The 22,945-nt window shown below is 57.8% G+C and carries 19 protein-coding genes; 3 read left to right on the top strand and 16 right to left on the bottom strand.

The genetic code is table 11. The features are described from left to right. Positions 1 to 5: 5 nt before the first annotated feature. The 13 genes from K419_RS0111965 to K419_RS0111900 all read right to left on the bottom strand — a co-directional run bounded on the left by K419_RS0111965 (position 6) and on the right by K419_RS0111900 (position 17,835). Positions 6 to 596, bottom strand: a complete 591-nt coding sequence (locus tag K419_RS0111965) for a hypothetical protein (protein WP_026841804.1) — start codon at positions 594 to 596, stop codon at positions 6 to 8. A gap of 105 nt (positions 597 to 701) precedes the next feature. Then, positions 702 to 3,806 (bottom strand): efflux RND transporter permease subunit, encoded by a 3,105-nt coding sequence (locus K419_RS0111960; RefSeq protein WP_026841803.1) that lies wholly within the window; start codon positions 3,804 to 3,806, stop codon positions 702 to 704. A 35-nt stretch (positions 3,807 to 3,841) separates the two neighbouring features. After that, positions 3,842 to 5,128 (bottom strand): efflux RND transporter periplasmic adaptor subunit, encoded by a 1,287-nt coding sequence (locus K419_RS0111955; RefSeq protein WP_026841802.1) that lies wholly within the window; start codon positions 5,126 to 5,128, stop codon positions 3,842 to 3,844. Then, complete coding sequence (locus K419_RS0111950) at positions 5,125 to 6,423, bottom strand: TolC family protein (protein WP_026841801.1); 1,299 nt, start codon at positions 6,421 to 6,423, stop codon at positions 5,125 to 5,127. Before K419_RS0111950 ends, K419_RS0111955 begins: the two co-directional genes overlap by 4 nt. A gap of 696 nt (positions 6,424 to 7,119) precedes the next feature. Then, positions 7,120 to 7,437 carry a TFIIB-type zinc ribbon-containing protein gene (locus tag K419_RS0111940; RefSeq protein WP_026841799.1) on the bottom strand — a complete coding sequence of 106 codons (318 nt, stop codon included), beginning with the start codon at positions 7,435 to 7,437 and terminating at the stop codon, positions 7,120 to 7,122. 47 nt (positions 7,438 to 7,484) lie between these two features. Beyond that, positions 7,485 to 10,190 (bottom strand): UPF0182 family membrane protein, encoded by a 2,706-nt coding sequence (locus K419_RS0111935; RefSeq protein ID WP_026841798.1) that lies wholly within the window; start codon positions 10,188 to 10,190, stop codon positions 7,485 to 7,487. Between the two features lie 216 nt (positions 10,191 to 10,406). Continuing rightward, the gene (locus K419_RS0111930; protein ID WP_026841797.1) at positions 10,407 to 11,150 is read right to left on the bottom strand and encodes a TerC family protein; all 744 of its coding nucleotides are present in this window, start codon (positions 11,148 to 11,150) and stop codon (positions 10,407 to 10,409) included. Between the two features lie 126 nt (positions 11,151 to 11,276). Continuing rightward, positions 11,277 to 12,131 (bottom strand): zinc metalloprotease HtpX, encoded by an 855-nt coding sequence (gene htpX / locus K419_RS0111925; RefSeq protein WP_026841796.1) that lies wholly within the window; start codon positions 12,129 to 12,131, stop codon positions 11,277 to 11,279. Positions 12,132 to 12,588: 457 nt separating this feature from the next. Then, positions 12,589 to 13,782, bottom strand: a complete 1,194-nt coding sequence (locus tag K419_RS0111920) for an ABC transporter substrate-binding protein (protein ID WP_026841795.1) — start codon at positions 13,780 to 13,782, stop codon at positions 12,589 to 12,591. A gap of 150 nt (positions 13,783 to 13,932) precedes the next feature. Beyond that, complete coding sequence (locus K419_RS0111915; protein ID WP_026841794.1) at positions 13,933 to 15,261, bottom strand: porin; 1,329 nt, start codon at positions 15,259 to 15,261, stop codon at positions 13,933 to 13,935. Positions 15,262 to 15,413: 152 nt separating this feature from the next. Continuing rightward, positions 15,414 to 16,160 carry an amino acid ABC transporter ATP-binding protein gene (locus K419_RS0111910; protein ID WP_035497202.1) on the bottom strand — a complete coding sequence of 249 codons (747 nt, stop codon included), beginning with the start codon at positions 16,158 to 16,160 and terminating at the stop codon, positions 15,414 to 15,416. Next, positions 16,147 to 16,932, bottom strand: coding sequence for an amino acid ABC transporter permease (locus K419_RS0111905; protein ID WP_026841792.1), 786 nt, complete (start codon positions 16,930 to 16,932; stop codon positions 16,147 to 16,149). The genes K419_RS0111910 and K419_RS0111905 overlap by 14 nt, the downstream gene beginning before the upstream one ends. A gap of 156 nt (positions 16,933 to 17,088) precedes the next feature. Next, entirely contained in the window at positions 17,089 to 17,835 is a 747-nt protein-coding gene (locus K419_RS0111900) for a basic amino acid ABC transporter substrate-binding protein (RefSeq protein ID WP_026841791.1), read from the bottom strand. 194 nt (positions 17,836 to 18,029) lie between these two features. Between K419_RS0111900 and K419_RS0111895 the strand changes: the two genes are divergently transcribed. Continuing rightward, the gene (locus K419_RS0111895) at positions 18,030 to 18,929 is read left to right on the top strand and encodes a DMT family transporter (RefSeq protein WP_226377692.1); all 900 of its coding nucleotides are present in this window, start codon (positions 18,030 to 18,032) and stop codon (positions 18,927 to 18,929) included. 211 nt (positions 18,930 to 19,140) lie between these two features. Further along, positions 19,141 to 20,202: a threonine aldolase family protein gene (locus K419_RS0111890; protein WP_051293007.1), complete on the top strand. Its 1,062-nt coding sequence runs from the start codon at positions 19,141 to 19,143 to the stop codon at positions 20,200 to 20,202. Between the two features lie 286 nt (positions 20,203 to 20,488). Here the strand turns inward: K419_RS0111890 and K419_RS0111885 are convergent, their stop codons facing one another. After that, positions 20,489 to 20,986 (bottom strand): VOC family protein, encoded by a 498-nt coding sequence (locus K419_RS0111885; protein ID WP_026841788.1) that lies wholly within the window; start codon positions 20,984 to 20,986, stop codon positions 20,489 to 20,491. A 251-nt stretch (positions 20,987 to 21,237) separates the two neighbouring features. Between K419_RS0111885 and K419_RS0111875 the strand changes: the two genes are divergently transcribed. Beyond that, positions 21,238 to 21,654 carry a type II toxin-antitoxin system HicB family antitoxin gene (locus K419_RS0111875; protein ID WP_026841787.1) on the top strand — a complete coding sequence of 139 codons (417 nt, stop codon included), beginning with the start codon at positions 21,238 to 21,240 and terminating at the stop codon, positions 21,652 to 21,654. 177 nt (positions 21,655 to 21,831) lie between these two features. On the opposite strand, the gene K419_RS0111870 is transcribed toward K419_RS0111875, so the two are convergent. Continuing rightward, the gene (locus tag K419_RS0111870) at positions 21,832 to 22,236 is read right to left on the bottom strand and encodes a GNAT family N-acetyltransferase (protein ID WP_026841786.1); all 405 of its coding nucleotides are present in this window, start codon (positions 22,234 to 22,236) and stop codon (positions 21,832 to 21,834) included. A 305-nt stretch (positions 22,237 to 22,541) separates the two neighbouring features. Further along, the coding region (locus K419_RS23160; protein ID WP_156912209.1) for an NAD-binding protein at positions 22,542 to 22,945 on the bottom strand (404 nt) is incomplete at its 5' end.

The following is a 22,945-nucleotide window of genomic DNA, read 5'->3' as shown; positions in this document are numbered from 1 at the left end:
CCCTTTCACAGCACCTTCCCGTTGAGCGCGACCTGCATGCGCGAGATCCCCTCCTTGAAGGAGGTGGCCCCGGTAAACCCCGGCCGCGGCTTTCCTGCTAATGCCGCGTACACAGGCTCCAGCACCAAGTGATTCGCGCTGCCGCTCCCAAAGGTGATGTCATGCACCACTCCAACCTGATCCTCCGGCAGCGAAATCGCGACCCTGTGCGTCCCCGCCCGCAACCGCAGGGTCTTGCTAAAGAGGTAGCGGACTCCTTTACCTGCTTCGGGGTCGGCAAACGGGCTCGCTTCCATTCGCTCCGGCCGGGCCTCCCCTGTCACAATCACCACCTGCCCGTCGATGGAGAGGAGCAGCGTGTAATCGGCGCTGCCGTGGCGGTCGCGCACCAGGGACGGGCGCTGCTTATGGGTCTTTATGGAAGCGGTGACGGTGAGATCGGCATACCCTTCCGGAGCCCCCCCTCCCCTCCCCATTTCCCGAAAGACTTCACCGCTTTTTACTATTTCCTGTTTCAGCGTCGCTTGCGGGCTCCCTGCGCACCCACCAAAAACCGCGAAGATGGACCCCAGCGCCAATAACCTTAGTTTTTTCATGTCGCTCTCCTTTTTAACAAATGATTCAATGCAATGCCGGCCGCAGCTAAGGGGGACAGGCTACTTTTTGATTTCAAAAAGTAGCCTGTCCCCTTTCAAGTGCGGCTAGCTTTCCTCTTGAACTTCCCTCTTCTCGAACCAGCTATACACCGACGGGATGATGAGCAGGGTCAGCAAGGTCGAGGTGACGAGCCCCCCCACCACGACCGTCGCCAGCGGTTTCTGGATCTCCGACCCGGTACCGCCGGCCAGGAGCATCGGTATCAGGCTGAAGATGGCGATGGCCGCGGTCATCAGCACCGGGCGCAGCCGGTCCAGGCTCCCCTTCCGGATCGCCTCCTGCAGTTCCATCCCCTCCTCGCGGAGCTGGGAAATGCGCGACACCAAGACCAGGCCGTTCAACACGGCCACGCCGAACAGCACCACGAACCCGACCGAGGCGGGGACGGAGAGGTACTGGCCGGAAAGAAACAGCGCGAAAACTCCGCCGATCAGGGCGAAGGGAAGGTTGGAGATGACCAAAAAGGCGAGCCTGATCGACCTGAAGGTCACGTACAAAAGCAAGAGGATCAGGGCGATTGCCACCGGCCCGATGATCATCAGCTTGTTCATGGCGCGCTGCTGGTTCTCGAACTGGCCGCCCCAGGTCAGGTAGTATCCCGGCGGCAACTTCACCTTTTCCTTTATCTTCTGCTTCGCCTCGGCGACGAAGCCCCCTATGTCGCGGCCGGTGACGTTCATCTCGACGCCGATCCGCCTGACCCCGTCCTGGCGGCTGATCTGCGCCGGTCCCTCCACCATCTTCACCTCGGCCAACTGCTCCAGGGGGACGTTGACGCCGGTCTTGGTCGTGACCAGGAGGTTCTTGATGGCGTCCAGCGAGTTTCTCTGCTCCTCGGGGAGCCGCACCGTGATGTCGAAGCTGCGATTTTCCTCGTAGAGCTGCGACGCGGCCTTGCCGGCGACCGCGATCTCGATCACCTTCTGCACGTCGCTTATGTTAAGCCCGAAGCGCGCGATCTTCGCCCGGTCGATGTCCACGGTCAGGTAGGGCTGGCCCGAGACCTTCTCCGCGTTCAGGTCCGTCCCCCCCCTGACGGTGGAAAGCACCTTGGCGATCTCGGCGGACTTCTCGCTCAGGACGTTTATGTCCTCGCCGAAGAGCTTCACGATCAGCTGGGCGCGGGTTCCGGCCACCAGTTCGTCGATGCGGCACTGGATCGGCTGGCTGAAGCCGAAGTTGATCCCGGCGATGGACTCCAGCGACTCGCGCATCTCGTTGGTGAGCTCTTCCTTGGTGATGTCGCGCTTCCACTCGCTTTTGGGCTTGTAGATGCCGACATACCCCGTCTTGTCGGAGCCGCGGGTGTCGAGCGCCACCCCGGTCTGCCCGGTCCTGGAAATCACCGTGTCCAGTTCCTGGAACTGCTTCAGCTTCTCCGCGGCCCGCTGGTTCACCTCCATAGCCTTCGCGAGCGACACGCCGGGAAGGAGCGCCACGTCCATGTCGAAGGACCCCTCGTCCATGACGGGTATGAATTCCGTCCCGAGCTTCGTGACCAGGAGCAGCGAAACCAGCAGGAGCAATCCGGCCCCGGAAAGAACCAGCTTCCGCTTCTTTATGGCCCAGTCCAGAAGCGGCAGATAAAGTTGATTCGCCTGACGCATCAGGTAGCTCTCCTTCTCCGGCTGCGGCTTCAGGAACATGATGCAGAGCACCGGGATCACGAAGATGGAGAGGAACAGGGAGGCCAAAAGCGCTATGGCGACCGTGATGGCGAGCGGGCTGAACATCTTCCCCTCGATACCTTCCAGGGAGATGATGGGGATGAAGGTAAGCGCGATGATCAGCTCTCCGAAGATGCTGGGCTTTCGCACCTCCATCACCGCTTTCAAGACGGTGGCAAGCTTCGGATGCTTCCCCCCCTCCTCGCTCAGGTGCCGCTGCACGTTCTCGACCTGGATGATGGTGGTGTCGATGATCATGCCGATGGAAATGGCGAGCCCGCCGAGCGACATCAGGTTTGCGCTGATGCCGGCAAGCTTCATGACGATGAAGGTGGCCAGAAGCGACAGCGGCAGGGCGATCAGGACCACGAGGCTCCCCCGGAAGCTGTTCAGGAGCAGGTAGAGCACGATGAGGACCAGGATGGCCCCCTCGATGAGCGCTTTGTTCACCGTCCCCACGCTCGCCTTGACGATGTCGCTGCGGTCGTAGAAGGGAACGATCTTCATCCCGTCGGGAAGGACGTTGTTCTCGTTCATCTCCTTGACCTTGGCCGCGACCCGCCGCACCACGTCGCGGCTGTTCTCGCCGCGCAGCATCATGACGATGCCCCCGACGCATTCGTCCTTGCCGTTTTTCATGGAGGCGCCCATCCGGACCGCCTCCCCCACCTTAACCTGGGCCACGTCGCGCAGGTAGGTCGGCGTCCCCCCCGGCGACTTGAGGACGATGTTCTCGATGTCGGCCGTGTCGCGGATGAGCCCCACGCCGCGGACGATGTACTGGTCCGTCCCCCGCTCCAGCAGGTTGCCGCCGACGTTTTCGTTGTTGCTGCCGATGGCCGAGTAGACGTCCTCCACCGTGACCGCGTGCTTCAAAAGTTTTTCCGGAGAGACCAGCACCTGGTACTGCTTGAAATAGCCGCCGAAGGAGTTGATCTCGTTGACGCCTGCCACGTTTTTCAGCTGCGGGGTGACTATCCACTCTTGGACGGTGCGCAGGTTGGTGAGATAGGCGATCTTTTGCTGCGGGTCCTCCGGCATCCTCCCTTCCAGGGTGTACTGGTAGATCTCACCCATGGCGGTGCCGATGGGCCCCATGGCGACCTCGACCCCCTTGGGGACTTTCTCCCTTGCCTCCGCCAACCGCTCGAAGACGAGCTGCCGGGCGAAGTAGATATCGACGTTGTCCTTGAAGACGATGGTGACGATGGAAAGGCCGAACTTGGTGACCGAGCGCATCTGCTCGATATCGGGCAGGCCGCGCATGGCCATTTCTATCGGGTAGGTGACGTTTCTCTCGATCTCGATGGCGGATAGGCCGTCCGCGTGGCTCACCACCTCGACCTGGATGTTGGTCACGTCGGGAAAGGCGTCGATGGGCAGCCGGTAGTACGAGTAGAGCCCGAACGCGATAATTAAGAGCGACAGGAAGAGGATCATCGCCCTGTGCCGCAGCGTATAAGAAACTATTTTCTCTAGCATGGTCCCTCGCTATGAATCACTGTAAGCGCTGCAGGTCATTTTCCATGGCCGTGTTCGTCGACCACTTCCCCTTTTTTCACTTCCGACTTGAGGATGAAGGCCCCCTTGGCGGCGTAGCTCTCCCCTTCCTTCAGGCCGGAGGCGATCTCCACCACCCCCGCGGCGCTTCTTCCCAACTGCACCTGGCGCGCCTCGAAGCGGTTCCCCTCTTCGGCGACGAAGACCACCTTCTTGCCGTCCAGCTCCTGGACCGCGTCTTCCGGGACCGCGAGTACCGGGGGGGCGTCTGCCGCCAGGGCGAGTTCCGCCGTGGCGAACATCTCGGGTTTAAGCTTCCGGCCGGGGTTAGCCACTTCGACCCTCGCCTTCACCGTGCGGGTCGACTCGTCCACCAGGTCGGCGATGTAGGTGATGCGCCCCTTGAGCTTCAGGTCGGGGAAAGCCCCGACGGTGACCACAGCCCCCTGCCCTTTGTGGACCTTCGCCAGGTCCTTTTCGTTTATGTCCACCAGCACCCAGACCGAGGAGAGATCCGCGACCGTGTAGAGGCTCTTGGAGGGGTCGGCAAGCTCGCCGACGATGGCGTGTTTCTCGGTGACGATCCCGCCGATGGGGGAGCGGACCGGCAAGAGCGGCTTCCTGGCGCCTCCCCTGACCTCTACGACGGATACCCCGTACAGGGTGAGACGCTCCTCGTCGGTAGCGAGCTCGGTCTGCGCCGTCTTGTAGTCGGTCTCGGCCTGGAGTATGTCCTTTCTCGCCGCAATCTTCCTATCCACCAGGGCTTTGACCCGGTCCATGTTTCCCTGCGCCAGGGTGAGCCTGGTCTTCGCCTGGCGGTAGCGGCCGATCGCTTCCCCGACCTCGACGCTGTCGAGGGTCGCCAGGGACTGCCCAGCCGACACGCTGTCGCCAAGGGAAGCCCGCACCGAGATTACCTTCCCCGGGATGCGGGGCGCCACGTGCGCGATCCGGTCCGCGTTCACCTCGACTTTGCCGGTCGCCCGTATCACTCCCGCCAGCCGCAGCGGCTTCGCGGCCGCCAGCACCACGCCATTTTGCTTCTGGATCTCGGGTTTCATGGTCACGCTGCCGGCAGCTCCGTGTTCGTCATGCCCCGCTTCTCCGGCATGCTCTCCCTCGTGCCCCTTTTCCTCCTTGGCGTGCCCCTCTTCCTCATGCTTTGCCTCGGTATGCCCGGCCTCGCCGGCATGCTCGCCTTGTTCCGAACCTGCGGCGCCCATCTGGACGAAACGATAGGTAAAGGCTCCCGTCAGGGCGAGGGCCAAAATTATTCCAACGATCTTCGCTTTCTTGCTCACTGCACACCTCCGGTAAGTTCGGTTGCCGCCGCCGCTTCCAGTTTAAAAAGCGCCTGCTGCCGCTGGTTCAGGGCTTCCAGGTACCCCTGGTTCACCTCGAGGTACTTCTTCTGCTCCTCTAAGACCGTCAGTACAGGAACTTCACCCAGTTGATAGGCCTCGCTGGCCAGCTTCAGGTTCTCCTCGAGCTGCGGCAGGACGTTCCTGAGGTACAGGGAAAGAAGCGCTTCGGCGTTGGAGAGGCTGGCGTACGCCGTCGCCACCTCGCGCTCTACCCGTTTCACCGCTGCGGCTAGCCGGCTGCCGGCGCTGTCGCGTCTGACGCTCGCCTCGCGGACCCCCGGCTGGTTCTTGTCGAAAAGAGGTATCGGCATGGAGAGAGTGAGCCCGACGGTATAAGAGGTGTCTTTCCCTTCCAGCCCCGCCACCTCGACGGCGGTGGTGTCGCGCTTGAGCCCAAGGCCGGCGGTGAGGTTAGGGACCCCCTCGGCCTGGGCCAGCGAAAGCTCCGCGCTCCCCCGCTCCGCCTCGGCCTTAAGCGCCTTTAGATCCGGGCGCCGTTCCAAGGCGAGCCGGAAGAGGTCAGCCTGCGCCTCCTTTACCGCCCCTCCCGCTTCCAGGGACCCGGTCGGCAGCGCCGGCTCGACCTCGCTCCCCCCCAAGATGAGGGAGAGCTCGGCACGGCTGGCTAAAACAGCCTCAAGGGCGGCGGTTTTCTCCCCCTCGCTTCTGGCCAGCTCCACCTGCACCAGGTTAAGTTCCAGTTCAGGGATGTCGCCGGCGGCGAGACGCTCCTTGGCCACCTGATAAAGGTGGCGGTTCAGCTCGATCCCACCCTCAGCCAGCTTTAGCTTCCTGACGTCCAGCAGCACCTGATAAAACCGCGACTTCGCGTCGAGGCGGAGCAGCCTCTCCCGATCGGCCAGTTGCCAGCGGTATACCTCCAGTTCCTTTTGCGCCAGGGTAAGCCTCTTCTCCCTTTTTCCCGCTAGGAGAAACTCCTGCGATACGCCGACGGAAAAGGCATTCTCCCCGCTGTTGCCGGTCAGGGCGCCGGATTCGAGGCCGAGCTCCAGCGTCGGGTTGGGGAGCAGCCCCGCCTTCGTCTTCGCCGCTTCGCGAAGTCCCTCTTCTTTGCGGAAAGCGTTCAGCTCCGCGTTATTTTGGACAGCGATCTCCACTGCCTGTTGCAGCGAAATCTCCTCGCCCCGGACCGGTCCCGCAGTAGCGCAGAGCAGCAAGGACATGGCAGCGGCCAGCAGGCCATATTTATTCATCAGCGGCACATCAAACACGTACCAACCTCCTAAAGTAGTTTTTCGGTTGTTCCTTGCCGGCAGAGGCAGGTGCTGACTGCACGGATCCCTTTGCAGCTGCGCCTCCAGGGTTGAACCATGTCAACGCCGCAAAGACGGAAGCTGTGCAGGGATGCGCAAACGCGTGCCTAACGCGACGCGCAAAGGCCACGGGGGACAAAGAAGCGGTCAGTAATCTGGCCGACAAGGTGCTGGCAAGGCCAAGCCGCGCCAACAGTCAATGGAAATACAGCTGGGGATTAAGCGAGATTCTGGGGGGGGATGAACTTGGGCAAGTAGACTTCGGGAATAAATCTGAAAGCAGTAAAGAAAGAGAGATTGGAAAAGACAGGTAAGTAGTTCAGGCTGAAAAGCTGGGGAACGACAGTGACGTGGCACAGGCAATTGACGCAGTCATCGCATGCGGGGCCGCCTGAGTCATGGTGGTCGTCAGGACAGCAGGGAGTATCGACGCTGTTCGCTGTGCCGGTGACGACGGAATCCTGCGAGTTGGAGATCTGGGACTCCAAGGCATGGGCCGTACTGCATACACCGTTGCAAAGCACCACAAAAACGGAGGCAAGTATGAACCAGGAGACGAGTTTGAAAAGTGGTTTCTCTATCATAATCTGGCGCGAATATAGCGAAGGTATACGGACCGTGTCAAGAGAAACCACTTAACTGTAACAGTCGTCATTAATCGAAAAGCTCCTCCAGGAAAGACTTTTTACGGTAAGGCTTGTGACCGTAGCCATGACCGTGGTCGTCATGCTTATATCCATGATGCTGTTGCTGCCCCTTGTATTGAGGTTGCCCTTGGTACGGGGGCTGACCCTGATACTGCGATTGCTGCGGCTGCTGGAGTGGCGCCTCGTTCAGGAAGGAGCGCTCTACGATCTTGTCGAGTTCGCCGCGATCGAGCCATACGCCTCGACACTCAGGGCAGTAATCGATCTCGACGCCCTGACGCTCCGCCATCACCAGATTCACCGTGTTGCATACCGGACACTTCATGATGATTCCTCCTTTGGGTTTAGGTTGATGCTTTTTCGATTTTCTTTTTACTGCGCCGCCATGCGCTTCAGTACCTGCTCCAACTTGCGCAGCTGTTCTCCGTAGCCGGCCCAATCTCCCTGGCGCTGCAGGTTCATGGCCCGCTGGTAGATGTCCATCGCCTCCTTGGCAAGCGCCGAGTCGGGCTGCCCCGCTGCCGCCGCACCAGCTGCGCCGGAGCCTATGGAAGCAGCTGCGGCTGAAGCGGCCGACACCCCTTTGCCCGCTCCGAAAAGCCGTTGCAGCGCAATTTCCAGGTTCTCCTCCATCACCACCTGGTCGCCGAAGGCGACGATCACCCGCTTCAATTCGGGAAGCCCCGCCTTGTCGGCCGCCAGAAAGAGCGGCTGCACGTAAAGCAGCGACTTCTCTATGGGGATCACCAGCAGGCTCCCCCGGATCACCTCGGAACCGCGCTGGCTCCAGAGCGTGAGCTGCTGCGAGATGAAGGAATCCTGGTTGATGCGCGCGTCGATCTGCTTGGGGCCGTAGATCAGCCGGTCGCGCGGGAAGGTGTAGGCCCTGATCTTGCCGTAGTTTTCGCCGTCGCAGCGCGCCGTGAGCCATGCGGCCAGGTTGTCGCGGTTGGACGGGGTGAAGGGAAGCAGCAGGATGTACTCCTCCGTCTTCTCCCCCGGGAGTTTCATGATGGTGTAGTACGGCTCCATCGGCTTTTCGCCCAAAGCCGGGACTTGCCAGAGGTTCTCCTTGTTGTAGAACACCTTCGGGTCGGTCATATGGTAGGCGGCGTAGAGGGCAGCCTGCACCTGTAGGTACTGGTGCGAGTACCTGACATGTTTCCTCAGGTCCGCAGGCATGGCGCCGATCGGCTGAAACAGCCCGGGGAAGACGCGGGAGTAGACCTTGACCATCACGTCGTTGGGATCGCTGACGTAATAAGTAACCGTGCCGTCATAGGCGTCCACCACGGCCTTGACGGAATTGCGCAGGTAGTTGCCGCCCCCCTTGACCGGCCTCGAATAAGGAAGCCGGTCCGAAAAGGTGTAGGCGTCGATGATCCATTTGAGCTTCCCCTGCTGGTCGACCACCATGTAGGGGTCGCTGTCGAAGTTGAGGAATGGGGCAATGGCGCTCACCCTTTCCCTGATGTTCCGGTTGTAGAGGATCCGGCTCTGCGGCGTGATGTCCGAAGAAAGGAGGATCTTCTCTGTCTTGAACCTCCCTGCGAAGAGCGCCTTTCTGAGCAAGGAGTCGAGAGGCACCCCTCCCTTGCCGGCGTAGGTGGTGTTGACGTTGCCGGTGGCGGTGGGATAGCTGAATTCCGGAACCTTGGTCTTCACGATTACGTAGTCGTTGGAGAGCTCGCCGTAATAGATCTCCGGGCGGTTCACCTTGATGTCGGCGAGGCTCACCGCGGGGATGTCTTTGACGAAGAACTCCGGCAGTCCTTCCTTGCTGATGCGGCTCACCGGGCCGAAGGTGATGCCGTTACCGTGGGTGAAGATGAGCCTTTCGTTGATCCAGTTCTTGCTGGGGAGGTCGTTGTAGGAAAGCTCGCGCGGCGACAGCATGACCTGGGAATAGCTGCCGTTCACCATGTAGCGGTCGTTGTCGACGTCGAAGAATTTGTAGTAGGTCCGGATCTGCTGCAGCTGGCTGTAGGTCTTCAGAAGCGGCGCATGGTCCCAGAGCCGAATGTTCTTCATGGTCGCTTCGTTGTTGGCGATGTCTGCGGCGGTGAGCTTGGCGTCCACGTCGAAGGGGACGGTCTCGATCTTGTCGAGGTCGTAGCCGTAGCGGGTGAACTTCAGGTGGTTCTCCAGGAAAGGCGTCTCCAGCGTCAACTCGTTGGGGGCTACCTTGAACTTATGCAAAAGGCCGGGATAAACCCGCACGCCGACAAGATAAAGCGCCGCCACCACGATGGGAGGGATGAGAGCGACGCGCCAGTTCCCCTTCCAGATTCCCGCCGCCAAGAGGGCGCCGGCAACGGGGGTGGCGAAGGTGACTATGCGGTACATCGGTAGCCTGCCGTGGACGTCGACGTATCCGGCGCCGGTAAAGATGCCGTTGTTGGCAAAGAGCAGCCGGAAGCTCTCCAGGTAAAGCCCCCCAGCGATGACGAGCGAAAAGCAGCCGACCAGTACGGCCAAGTGCCGGCGCGCCCTCGGGTCTATTCCGGCTCCCTGGTCGTTGAGAACCACTCCCCCCTTGACCACGTAGACCGCCGCCGTGAGGACTAGGGCAGCCAGCACCATGAAACCGGCGAAGGTCTGCACCATCTCCAGAAAAGGAAGGGTGAAGAGGTAGAATCCGACGTCCTTGCCCAGAACAGGATCAGCCATTCCGACATCGGCACGGTTCACGAACAAAAGGAGCTTGTCCCAGCGGTACGAGCCCCAGGTGCCGCCCAAAAAGGCGAGAACCAGCGAGATGAGAACCCCCAGCGGCCGCACCACCTGCCCCAACGCGCGGCCGTTGAAGCGGAGGTCGCGCCCTCCGACGATGTGGATGCCCGGCACCGGGAACTCGCCGCGGTTAGCGTACTGGAGGTTCATTTGCAGGAAGAGAAACAGCAGCAGCCCGAAAACAAGGCCGGCTATGCTCTGTGCGTACATGGTAGTGATGAAGACGGAGGCGTAACCCGTCTCATTGAAGAACAACCAGTCGCTGTAAAAGTTCAGCAGGTAACCAGCGGAGGGCAACAGAAACAGCAGCGCCAGCAGAACCAGCGTCGATTTTTGTCTAAGCATCGGCATCCCCTTTCACGGGCAAAGCATTTATTTCGACTATCACGCAGTCGTCTCGATTGTCCCCCGGAACCTTTTCTGGTTCCCAAGCTCCGTTTTTTCTCGTTCCTAAGCTCCAGCTTGGGAACGCAAGGCATTAGAAGCTCCGCTTCGCACTGTCGCAATCCAAAGCGACGCGATTCTTTCCCGTCTCAGAGGGGGAGCCCGAGCAAGCTCCGGCTACTTCTCGGAGTCGAGGTGCGGTTCGTGCAGTTTGACCGGCGTGCCTCTGCGCATCCTCAGGTTGAGCATCTCGACCATCACCGAAAAGGCCATGGCGAAGTAGATGTACCCTTTGGGGATGTGCATGTCCAACCCGTCCCCGATCAAGGCGATGCCGATCATGAGCAGGAAGCTCAGCGCCAGCATCTTGATGGTGGGATGCTTTTCCACGAAAGCGCTGATCTTGCCGGAGAAGAGCATCATGAAGCCGACGGCGATCACCACCGCGGCGATCATGATGAAGAGCTGGCTCGCCATGCCGATGGCGGTGATGATGGAGTCGAGCGAAAAAACGATATCCAGCAGCAGGATTTGCACCAGAACCGCCCCGAAGGTCGCTCCCACCTTGGCGGAGGCAACCACCTCCTCTCCCTCCAGTTTCTCGTGGATCTCCATGGTGCTCTTCCAGATGAGGAACAAGCCTCCCGAGATGAGGATGAGATCGCGGCCGGAGATCTCGTTGTTGAGGACCGAAAAGAGCGGATCGGTAAGCCCCATGAGCCAGGAAAGCGAAAAAAGAAGCGCCACCCTGATGAACATCGCCAAGCCAAGACCGGTAAGCCTCGCCTTTTCCTGCTGGTGGGCCGGGAGCTTGCTGGCCTGAATCGAAATGAAGATGATGTTGTCTATCCCCAGCACTATCTCAAGGGCGCTCAGTGTAACCAGTGCCAGCCAGACCTGCGGGTCGGAAATCCATTCCATTAAACGTTCTCCTTATAAGTAAGTAAAAGTCCAGTTCCAGCCGAGCCTGCCGCTGCCGCGTCTGTCCCCCCTCCTGACCTCCCCCCAGCGGGGGGAGGTCGGGAGGGGGGACAGAGCAAGAACCTACTATCTCGCCATCTGTTCGAGCCTCGCTATCCGCTCCTCCATGGGGGGATGGGTCGAGAAAAGCGATGCGATGCCGCCGCCTGTAAGCGGGTTGACGATGAACATGTGGGCGGTGGCGGGTCGCGCCTCCTGCATCGGAAGCGCCTGCGACGCCATGTGGAGTCTCCTGAGCGCAGAGGCCAGCGCCAGGGGGCGGCCGCAGATTTGTGCCCCCGAAGCATCTGCCAGGTACTCACGCGAGCGGGAAACCGCCATCTGGATCAGCATGGCGGCGATGGGCGCGATGATGGCCATGGCGAGAGAGCCGACCAGCCCCCCCATACCGCCCCCCTCTTCGTCGTCGCCCCGCCCTGCCCCGAACATGGCGCCCCACTGGAGCATGTTGCCGATCATGGAGATGGCGCCGGCGAAGGTGGCCGCGATGGTGCCGACCAGGATGTCGCGGTTTTGCACGTGGGCGAGCTCATGCGCCATCACCCCCTCCAGTTCTTCCGGGGAGAGGATGCGCAGGATCCCTTCAGTCGCCGCGACCGCGGCATGCTCAGGGTTTCGCCCGGTGGCGAAGGCATTGGGGCTGTCCGAGGGGATGATATAGACCTTGGGCATAGGAAGGCCCGCACGGGCGGCCAGGTGGCGCACCATGTTGTAGAACATGGGGTGGTCGTGCTCCCCGATCTCCTGAGCGCCGTACATTTTTAGGACGATTTTGTCGGAGAACCAGTAGGAGAAGAAGTTCATGCCGAGCGCCAGGACGAAGGCGGTCACCATGCCGGTCCTGCCGCCCAGCGCGCTTCCCATGGTGACCATGAGAACGGTGAGGAGAGCCAGTAGGAAGGTTGTCTTGAGTCTTTGCATAATATTTACCTCGACGATTGTAGTAAGTCCGCTGTTGGGACCGTTTTGTCACCGGGCAAATAAAAAAAACCTTTACCCGCGACACATAATGCCTGGATAAAGGTCTTGTTGACAGGATATCTGCCCCGGCTCCGGGTCCTAAGACCGTATTGACGGAAACCGGGTCGGCCATTTCTCCGGCCGATAACTACTCCCCTTTAACGGTATGTAATATAATTTTTCCCCTTGTCCTTGTCAAGGGGCAAACCGTAAGCCAGGGATAAAATCTGAGAGAAGCAGGAAGCAGGCATTGAGTAAGAGCGCAGTCTCAGCGGTGTCGCTTCTCCCAATGTTGTCTCCGACTTGCGATTTTCTCAGACTTTCTCAGATGTTCTCCGTGCCAATGGTTTGGTTTTAAGACTTAAAAAAAAGCGGCCCCTGTCGAAACAGGGGCCGCTGGTACTGCGGGGTTCAGGCCTTAGTCCATTTTGACGGGGACTTTTGCCTTCAGCACGAACTTGCCGTCCTTCACGAAGAGAAGGGAGAGCGGGCTCTTGATCGGCTCGCGGTTGGCCTGCATGCTGATGGTGCCGGAAACGCCTTCGAAGCCTTTGGTCTTGGCAAGGGCATCCTTGAAAACCTTGGCTTCTACGCTGTTGGCGCGCTTCATGGAGTCGGCCAGGAGCATCACTGCGTCGTAGCCTTGGGCGTCGAAGAGGCCCGGGAGTTCGCCGTTGTGCTTCGCCTTGAACGCCTCGATGAATTTCGCGGTCGCAGGGGAAGCCTGCTCGGTGGAGAAGCCCAGAGCGGACATGGAGCCCTCGACTGCGGGGCCGCCAAGCTCGATGAATTTAGGCGAGAAGAGTCCGTCGCCCCCGAACATCGGAGACTTGAGACCCTGCTTGCGCGCCTCTTTCATGATGAGAGCGCCCTCGGTGTAGTAACCGGAGAAGAGGATGACGTCGGGTTTCTTAGCCTTGATGTTGGTGATCTGAGCGGAGAAGTCCTTGTCGCCGTCCTTCACCTTCTCGTCGGCTACGATCTTGATCGAGGGAACCTTGGCAGCGGCATCGCGGAAGGTCTGGGAAAGGCCGACCGAGTAGTCGTTGTTGTCGGAAGTGATGATGGCGACCTTCTTGAAGCCGAGGTCCTTCGCGAAGTACTGGATGCAGGCCGGAATAGCGATGGAGTCGAGCAGGGTGTCGCGGAAGATGTAATCGCCCACTTCAACCACGCCCGGGCCGGTGGCGCCGGCGGAGAGCAGCACCACGCCTGCCTTCTGCGCGATGGGAGCGGCAACCTTGGTGATGCCGGTGGTCGGGTCGCCGACGATGGCGGTCACGTTGTCGCGGGAGATGAATTTCTGGGTGACCGAGGCGCCTTCCTGCTTGTCGCCGCGGTTGTCGGCCTCGACGATCTCGATCTGCTTGCCGAGAATGCCGCCGCCTGCGTTGATTTCAGCAGCAGCCATCTTCATACCTTCGAGGGTCGGCTTGCCGAACATGGCCACGTCGCCGGTGAGAGCGCCGAGGAAACCGATCTTCACGGTGTTGCCTGCCGGTTTGGCGGCTCCTGCAGCCGGGGCTGCGGCCTCTTCCTTCTTCTTGCAGCCGAATGCGCCGGCTGCCAGCATCGCTACCAAGAGCAATGCGCTGATCTTCTTAAAGCTCATGCAGACTACCTCCTTTGGATGTCGTTCACATTGTAAAGACAAGACTCACACGTCAACTGATTCTAATTGTCACTACTTGATTGTCAAGACAGACACAGACGCAATTTATCTTCCCCGGTACAGAGAGCACCGGGGAAGATCTTATGCGTCTTAGAAGTTGTACTTGGCAATGAGCTTGGCGTCGTACAGGTTGTCTACATTGTTGGCGAAGTAATCGCCCACGAACACGTAGCCTGCGCGAGCGCCCAAAGTCACGTTAGCAGTCAGCTTGTAGTAAGCTTCAGCGTTAACCTCGGTACCGAGGTAGTCGCCGTTGCCCCTGGTGAGAGTCCCTCCATAGAAAGCGTTACGAGCTGCAGCGCCGTTTGCGTCGTCGGCGATGGCGGCGAAGCCAACGTTAGCGCTGCCGGAAACCTTGTCGTTGAAGGTGTAGTCATAACCGACGGTGCCCATGATGACGCCTTCGTTGAAGTTGTTGACGTCATAGATGAGGGCGTTATCGATCGTGGTCGCGTACTTGTCGCGGCCCAGCATGATCATCTCTGCGTCGTAAAACTGGCCACCTTCGGTGAAGCCGGGCTCGCTGTGAGTGACGTAGAATGCATCTTTGCCGCCGCTTACGTAGAGGAACTCGGAACGCAGGGTGCCACCAGCCAGGGGCATCTTCGCGCCGACGTTAAAGGAGTAGCCTTTGGCGTCGGTGTTCTTGGAGAGGTCGCCGAACTGCTTCAAGAAGAAGCCGTTCAGGGCAATCGGGCCGACGTTGCCGGCAGCGTTGACACCAAGGTTGTGAACCTTGGCGTTCTGATTGGTGGAGGCACTGAAGTCATTGCTGTCGTCACTGATGTAGTAGTAGGCAGCACCTACGGTCAGGTCCTTGGAGACGCTGTACTTGCCGTCCAGGGTGAACATGTCGTTGGTGTTTCTGCCCAGGCGGGTGTTATCCTGCGCGCCGATTTTGTTGGAGTCCATCAGGCGGAAGAAACCTGCGGAAATATTTGCATTGGAGTAATCGTGGGAGAGAAGGATGCCGGCCATGTCGGCGTCGAATATCAGACCTTTGAAGGAATCGTTGTACGGCATCATACCGATCTTGGTGTTGAGCTGCGGATAGGTAAGATCGAGATAGAGGTGCTTGGTTTCCATATTGACGGAGTCTGCCCCGATAGCGCCGCCGGTACCGCGGCCGACGGTGTAGGAGCTGTTACCCCAGTAGTTGTAGTCGAATTCGAACTTGGTGACCAGTTTGACGTGGTCGTCAGCCTTGGCAGTGTAGCCCAAACGAACCCGCTGCACGAAATAGTTGGTGCTGGGTGCGTCCTTCTGCACAACGCCACTGGAAGTGAAGTTGGAGTTGTCATAGTACGCGGTGAAGGCGCCGTTGAACTGGTTCTCCAGTGCCAGGGCGGGTACTGCGGACGCTGCGGACAGAGCTGCTGCAATTGCTGCCACCAAAAGCTTTTTGTTCTGCTTCTTCATTTAACATCCTCCTCTTTTAAGTTAATTGCATGTCCTGCTGGTACAACTGGCCTGCTAGTTAACCCGGGGGAAAACGACCACCACCTTTCCATTCAACTGGAATAGAAACAAATTATGCGCCGCCATGGCGCCCTAGAGCGCCGCGGCGGCGGCTACAGTATCTGGCTTAAGAACAACTTCGCCCGTTCGTGGGAAGGTGCAGTGAAGAAATGCTCCGGCGTCCCCTCTTCCACGATCCTCCCGGCGTCCATGAAGATCACCCGGTCCGCCACCTCGCGGGCAAACCCCATCTCGTGCGTTACCACCGCCATGGTCATCCCATCCTTGGCGAGATCCTTCATGACGTCCAAAACCTCACCTATCATCTCGGGGTCGAGCGCCGAGGTCGGCTCATCGAAAAGGAGCATCTTCGGATCCATGGCGAGCGAGCGGGCGATAGCCACGCGCTGCTGCTGGCCGCCCGAGAGATTCCCCGGGTATGCCTTGGCTTTTGCCACCAGCCCGACTTTCTCCAGGAGCATCATCGCCTTTTCTTCCGACTCGAACTTCGAACGCTTCCTGACCACGGTCTGCGCCAAGGTGAGGTTCTCCAGCACCGTCTTGTGGGGAAAGAGGTTGAACGACTGGAACACCATTCCCACCTCCTCGCGCACCTTGGTGATGTCGGTCTTGGGGTCCATGATATCCATGCCGTCCACGATCATCTTGCCCCGGTCGATCTCCTCGAGCCTGTTGATGGATCGAAGCAGCGTCGACTTGCCGGATCCTGAGGGGCCGATGATGACCACCTTCTCGCCGTCGAAAATGTCCAGGGAAACCCGGTCCAGTGCCCGGAAAGAACCGTAGATCTTGACGATCTCGGTCGCCTCAACCATCTTTCTGCGCTTACTTGTTGACACTGACACGCTCCTCCATGACGCCGATGATCTTCGATAAGAATAAGGTGATGATCAGGTAAATCAGCGCTATGACCGTGTAGGTCTCGAAATAGGTGAAAGACTCGGAGGCGAATTCGCGGCCGCGGCGCAAAAGATCCGCAACGGCGATGATGGAAACGAGCGAAGAATCCTTCAAAAGCGCGATGAACTCGTTGCCCACGGGGGGCAGGATCACCTTCACGGCCTGCGGCAGGATGACGTGGATCATGGTCTGGCGCCCGTTCATGCCGAGCGAAAGCGCTGCTTCCCTCTGCCCCTTGTGGATCGACTCGATCCCGGCCCGCACCACCTCGCCCATGTAAGCGCCGTAGCAGACAGCCATGGCGATTATGGCGGAAAGGATCGGGGGGACCTGCACGAAGCGCCCGAGGGCGTAGTAGATGTAGAAGATCTGCACCAAAAGTGGGATGCCCCGGATGATCTCTACGTAGAGAGACGCTGCGCCGTTGAAGAAACGGTTCTTGGAGATCCTCCCCAGGCCGGTGAAAAGGCCGAAAACGATGGCTAAAAGTATCGCCCCGAGGGTCACCTGGAAAGTAACCAGTATGCCGTCGGGAACGAACTTGAGAATGTTGAGGTACGGGTCAGGTTTTGTCTGTACCAGATAAATCAGGGTGCCGATGGCCCCGAAGAAGGCTATGCGCCACGCGGTGAAGAGCCCGCGGTCGCTTTTGCGGGGGATGGCTGCGCCGTCCCCGACGTCGATGATCTGCTTTTTTGCATCAATGCTCATCAGTTTTTCATACCGTCCTGGCCGGGCTAACATGCCGGCTCAACTTTGATTTTTCAACTTTTCCGTATACGTCGTCGGGCCAAAAAACAGCTCCTGCAGGGGGCTTCGGCGGGGTCAGCGCCATTGCGTGCCGCTCCTGCAGGAGCCAATCGTGCACTACTTAAGGTGCCACTTCTTCTTGATCTGCTGGTCTATCTTTTTCTTCTGCACTGCCGCGATTCCCTTGTTCAGCTGGTCCACCAGCACCTTGTTACCCTTTTTGACCACGATGCCGTAAGCCTCTTTGGTGAAGGGCTGGCCCACGATCTTGAACTTGTTGCTGTACTCCTTCTTGTCCAGCGCGTAGGTGACGGCGGTCGGCTGATCGCAGACGACACCGGAGATGCGCCCGGCTGCCATGTCCTCGAAAGCGAGACCTACTTCGTCATAGGTCTTCAGTTCCACGCCGGCGACCTTCTTGATCTCCATGGCACCGGTAGTGCCGATCTGGGCGCCGATTTTCTTGCCCTTCAGATCGCCGATCTTCGTCCCCTTCTCGGCTTTGGGTACCACCAGAATCTGGCCGATGCTGATGTAGGGAACGGTGAAGTCGAACTTCGCCTTGCGCTCGTCGGTGATGGTGACTGAGGAGATGATGGCGTCGTACTGGCCGGCGGCGATGCCGGCGAAGATGCCGTCCCAGGCAGTGTTCTTGAAGGAGGCCTGGAAACCCGCCTCTTTGGCGACAGCGTTCATGAAGTCGATATCGAAACCGACGATCTTCTTGTTGGCATCCACAAATTCCATCGGGGGCCAGGTCGCGTCGGTGGCGACGGTTACGGTTTTCGGTGCGGCCAGGGCTGCAGAGGCAAAACAAAGACCTGCGAATGCCACAACGGCTGCCATGATACGAATAGCTTTCATACTTCCTCCTTGGTTCCCTTTAATATTAAACAGAACACACCTTTAACATTTTCGCGCATACTTTTAAAGATAAAATCGTCTCTTGTCAACCACTTAATAAATAAGCAGTTGCACCGTTTGAAAGCTCATGTTAAGTTGTCATACCACAATTAAGTGAAATCAAGGTTTTATGAGGTCAAACAACGTTGAAATCCGTGAAAAAAATTCAGGCAGGTATACTGCTTCTGATAACGACGTTCTTCTGGGGAGTAACTTTTACCATAGTAAAAGATGCAATCAGTCAGGTTGATGTCTTTGTTTTTCTTTCACAAAGATTTTTAATTGCTTCCACAGTCATGCTTCCTCTTGCCTTTGCACGCGCTAATAGATTAAACGCCCGCCTTCTCTTAAGCGGTTGCGTGCTAGGCATTCTGCTTTTTGCTTCCTACGCCTTTCAGACCATGGCGCTGCAGTACACCAGCGCATCTAACACCGGCTTTCTTACCGGTCTGAACGTGGTGCTGGTCCCCCTGTTCGGCGCGCTCCTCTTCAGGTTGCCTGCAGGCCCCGGCATCCGCTGGGGCGTGGCTCTTGCGACGCCCGGGCTTTTTCTCCTCTGCGGCAACGGCAGCCTCAGTTTTAACTACGGCGACATCCTTGCCGCCGTCTGCGGCGCCTGCGTGGCGCTGCATCTTCTCTATACCAGCCACTTTTCCAGGCAGGCATCGAGCGACGTCTACCTTCTGACCACGCTGCAACTCACCGTGGTCGGACTCTTGAGCCTGGCAACGGCTACGGCGCGCGGCAAGGAGGTTTTCGTCTGGCATCCCGATCTTTTCTGGACCCTGGTGGTATGCGTGCTGATCGCCACCGTCTTCGCCTTCCTGGTGCAGACTACCATGCAGAAGTTCATCAGTCCGGCCCACACCGCCCTTATCTTCTGCACCGAGCCGGTATTCGCTGCCGGCTACGCCTATTACGCCGCAGGCGAGCGGCTGGGCTTTTTCGGGATGACGGGGGCGGCGCTGATTTTCGCAGGGATGATCGTGTCCGAGCTGCTGCCGGACGAGGGGAAAGAAGAAGCTGAATCGGCCGCCGTTGTCGCTGAAGGATAGGGACTTATACGGTTGACATAATTTTGCCCGTATAATAATGCTAAAAACACTCATACAGAGATGAATGGGATACAGGGGATAACTGCTAAAACAAAAACTGTACTGCTTAAACCAGAAACTGTTTTGGGTTTTATCCCTTCCATCCCCTTTATCCCTGTAAAAATGCTTTTTTGGTTGGCACCACACCGATAACTGACAGGCGAGGAAAAAGATGAACGAGAAAAATCATAGCGGACACAGCGAGCTGAAGCACCATTTTGCCAGCGACAACTATGCAGGGATATGCAACGAAGCCTGGGCGGCGATGGCGGAGGCCAATCGCGGCATGGCCAGCTCCTATGGCGACGATTATTGGACCGCCGAAGCCTGCGAAAAGATCCGCGAACTGTTCGAGACCGACTGCGAAGTCTTCTTCGTCTTCAACGGCACCGCAGCCAACTCGCTCGCCCTTGCCTCCTTGTGCCAGTCCTACCACTCCATCGTCTGCCACGAGATGGCGCACATAGAGACCGACGAGTGCGGCGCCTCCGAGTTCTTCTCCAACGGCACCAAGGTGCTGCTGGTTCCGGGAGAAAACGGCAAGATCGACCTCGATGCGGTTGAGCACACCATCCACAAGCGCACCGACATCCACTACCCCAAGCCGAAAGCGTTAAGCATCACCCAGGCCACCGAGCTGGGGACGCTTTACAGCGTGCAGGAACTGCAGGCGATTGGGGAACTGGCCAAGAAGCACTCGTTGCGGGTGCATATGGACGGCGCACGCTTCGCGAACGCAGTAGCGTCTTTGAACGTCGCCCCGAAAGAGATCAGCTGGCAGGCCGGGGTCGACGTCCTCACCTTCGGGGGGACCAAGAACGGTTTTGCCATAGGCGAGGCGGTAGTCTTCTTCAACAAGGAGCTCGCCTTCGAGTTCGACTACCGCTGCAAGCAGGCGGGACAGCTCGCCTCCAAGATGCGCTTTCTCACCGCCCCCTGGATCGGCATGCTGGAAAGCGGCGCCTGGCTAAAGAACGCGGCGCACGCCAATAACTGCGCGAGGCTTTTGGAAAACGAGATCAGGAAGATACCGCAGGTGCGGGTCATGTTCCCGAGCCAGGCGAACTCCGTCTTCCTGGAGATGGCGCCCGAGGCGCTGGAGGCGCTGCGCGGTCGCGGCTGGCACTTCTACACCTTCATAGGGTCCGGCGGCGCCAGGTTCATGTGCTCCTGGGACACCGATACCGCCGAAGTAGCCAACCTGGTAGCCGACATCAAAGCCTCGGTGGCATAAATCGAAAGTCACTCACCACAGAGGGGCACAGAGGAAAACAGAAGCAGGAAAGTCCAGACCTTTCCCAGGCGAACCACAGGTTCATAGCAACGCGAAGAAGAACCTTTAAGAAACGCCTGATAAAGCTTTAAAAACAAAGGGGACAGGCAGATGCATCATGCATCGTCCGTCCCCTTTTTTGGTTTTTCCTCTGTGGTTCCTCAGTGGTTCCTCAGTGGTGTGCCTCTTTCCCCTATGGTTCCATTTGTCAATGGTCAATTGCCTTTCAGTTGTCAATTGTCAATTGTCAATCGTCAATTGGTTCTTTAACCGCCGCCTCTATTTTAGCGACGTCTATCTTGGTCATCTGCATCATCGCATCGAACGCACGCTTGGCGGCAGCGGTATCGGGATCCGTTATCGCGCTGGTCAGGACAATCGGTGTAATCTGCCAGGACACCCCCCACTTGTCCTGGCACCAGCCGCACACATTCTCTGCCCCGCCGTTGCCTACGATGGCGTTCCAGTAACGATCGGTTTCTTCCTGGTCAACGGTCGCGACCTGGAACGAGAATGCCCAGTTGTGTTTGACCTCCGGTCCGCCATTGAGCCCGAGGCAAGGAATTCCCATCACGGTAAACTCCACCGTCAACACATCCCCCTTCTTCCCGGACGGATAGTCACCCGGTGCAAGGTGCACCGCATCGACCGATGAATCGGGAAACGTCTTGGCGTAAAACTGCGCCGCCTCCTCCGCATCGCCGTCGTACCAAAGGCAAACCGTGTTCTTTGCTGGTGTAGTCATGTCATTTCTCCTTTGTGCGCTACCCCAATTCCCACCATGACATGCATCATATAGGTTGTATAGAATCCGTCATGACCGGCAAACAACTCAAAAAGTATCTCGAAGAACAAGGCTGGTTGCTCGATCGCGTCTCGGCCAGTCATCATATTATGGTTTAGGTCAATTCCCATTCCGATTCACGGTTCGACCGACCGGCCTAAAGGGCTTGTGCACGCCATCCTGAAGCAGGCAGGCATAAAGGAGTAAACATCATGTTGGCTTATCCGGCGCATATTGAGCAGCAAGACGACAGCTACTTGGTCACTTTTCCGGATCTCGAAAACGTCATAACCTATGGAGCTACCCTGAAGGAAGCTCTTGTCAATGCAGAAGAGGCGTTGAACGGCTGTATCGAGTCTGATTTCGAGCGCAATTTTTCCCTTCCTTCCCCCTCAAATATTTCCGGCGAAGACATATTCTCTATCCCGGTTGCCCCGCATATAGCCGTTGCTATCATGCTGCGCACCTTGCGTGCGGACAGGCCACAGGTTGAAGTAGCGCGCCAGCTCAAAATTTCGTATCAGGTTTATCAACGTCTCGAAAACCCGCGCAAAGCCAATCCCACGGTCAAAACTTTGGAAAAGATCGCCCAGGTTTTTGGAAAGCGGGTTGAGTTGGGGTTTGTCTAAGGCATCACCGCTTACCTTTTCGCACCTCGCCCACCTCATGACGGGCGGGCGGGGGTCGCCTCGCCCCGTCTTGGCAGCCTCATCGCACGGACAGTGTCTACGATGTCGGTTGAAAATCGCGCTTGGCGATGACCCTTCTCTGCTATTTGAAAAAATAAGACACGCGGTATTCAAGTTTCATGTTGTCAAGAAGGTGACGAACATCGGAGTTTTTCCTGTGCCGATCTCGAATCCTAATCCTTGGTAGAATCCTACTTCTTTATCATAGGCAATAAGTACTTTACGAGCGTAGTCGTTATACTTACCCAGAGCGAGAGAGGCGAGTTGCTTTCCTACGCCCTTGGCCTGGTACTCGGGATGCACTAGTAAATAGTGAAAGTAGGCTGTCATAACACCGTCGGAAAGTGCGTTTATGAGTCCGACCAACATATCGCCATGCCATGCCGAAATAACACAATCAGAATTTTTCATGGCAATCTGCAATTTGTCAGGGTATTGCCCAGAAGACCACTGGACGGAAAGAAAAAGGTCATGCAGTTGGTTCTGTTCAAAATCCTGGGTGTATCTGTACTCAATATCCATAGCCCCTCCTCAACTTTGAAATGTCAGTAATCCACCTTCCAGGTGAGAATCCATCCCCCTCCCACTAAATGAGATATGCGAACGCTACCCACACCTAACTTTAATTTGAGCACGTTAAAGTATCGACAATGTATAGACATCCATCCGTGTCAAAGGTGAAGTTGATGAACGGCCCCCTGAACCCGGCCTGTCAGTAGTCCCAGCGCATCGCCGATGAAAGCGCCCATTATTGCACCGGCGGCGCGGTCCTGGATAGTTGTGTTTGACATTTCTGGCCCCCTTTTTCTTAAGGCAACTTGACTTGATTATTTGGCATCGGGCTTCTCTTTTTCCATAGAATTAAATAATTGCGTGGCTGACAGGGCATTGAATGGTAAAGATATATTGTGTTGAAGCCCCTCGTTGAACGTCGCTTTCAAGTCTTTAAGTAAAACAGCTAAGGCAGTTTCTGCTGTCCATCTTGAAACATCGCTCCAGTTTCTGACTACCCAGCTATCACCGGTACTAACTTTTAACAGGCTGAATAACTCTTCTTGAGGCAATTTATAGTGGTTCCCTAATTTAAGTCCTTCGGCCACAGCATTCATATTAATACCGAGAATCATATTATTAACTAGTGTCCGTCCGGAAAGGGCAGTTTTCTGAACTTCGTGGTGACAAAGATGTCCGAAATGCACCGAAATCGTTAAGAGCGTGCTAACGCACTGAC

The organism is Citrifermentans bremense R1 (genome assembly GCF_000426865.1).
Classification (GTDB): Bacteria; Desulfobacterota; Desulfuromonadia; order Geobacterales; family Geobacteraceae; genus Geomonas; species Geomonas bremensis.
The sequence above is the reverse complement of the archived record's forward strand: the minus strand, read 5'-3'. Positions and strand labels throughout refer to the sequence as shown.

Coding starts and splice junctions, on each gene's coding strand:
- K419_RS0111900 (WP_026841791.1), bottom strand. CDS start 17,835: ATGAAAGCTATTCGTATCATGGCAGCCGTTGTGGCATTCGCAGGTCTT.
- K419_RS0111960 (WP_026841803.1), bottom strand. CDS start 3,806: ATGCTAGAGAAAATAGTTTCTTATACGCTGCGGCACAGGGCGATGATC.
- K419_RS0111940 (WP_026841799.1), bottom strand. CDS start 7,437: ATGAAGTGTCCGGTATGCAACACGGTGAATCTGGTGATGGCGGAGCGT.
- K419_RS0111935 (WP_026841798.1), bottom strand. CDS start 10,190: ATGCTTAGACAAAAATCGACGCTGGTTCTGCTGGCGCTGCTGTTTCTG.
- K419_RS0111920 (WP_026841795.1), bottom strand. CDS start 13,782: ATGAGCTTTAAGAAGATCAGCGCATTGCTCTTGGTAGCGATGCTGGCA.
- K419_RS0111875 (WP_026841787.1), top strand. CDS start 21,238: ATGTTGGCTTATCCGGCGCATATTGAGCAGCAAGACGACAGCTACTTG.
- K419_RS0111915 (WP_026841794.1), bottom strand. CDS start 15,261: ATGAAGAAGCAGAACAAAAAGCTTTTGGTGGCAGCAATTGCAGCAGCT.
- htpX (WP_026841796.1), bottom strand. CDS start 12,131: ATGCAAAGACTCAAGACAACCTTCCTACTGGCTCTCCTCACCGTTCTC.
- K419_RS0111885 (WP_026841788.1), bottom strand. CDS start 20,986: ATGACTACACCAGCAAAGAACACGGTTTGCCTTTGGTACGACGGCGAT.
- K419_RS0111965 (WP_026841804.1), bottom strand. CDS start 596: ATGAAAAAACTAAGGTTATTGGCGCTGGGGTCCATCTTCGCGGTTTTT.
- K419_RS0111930 (WP_026841797.1), bottom strand. CDS start 11,150: ATGGAATGGATTTCCGACCCGCAGGTCTGGCTGGCACTGGTTACACTG.
- K419_RS0111870 (WP_026841786.1), bottom strand. CDS start 22,236: ATGGATATTGAGTACAGATACACCCAGGATTTTGAACAGAACCAACTG.
- K419_RS0111890 (WP_051293007.1), top strand. CDS start 19,141: ATGAACGAGAAAAATCATAGCGGACACAGCGAGCTGAAGCACCATTTT.
- K419_RS0111905 (WP_026841792.1), bottom strand. CDS start 16,932: ATGAGCATTGATGCAAAAAAGCAGATCATCGACGTCGGGGACGGCGCA.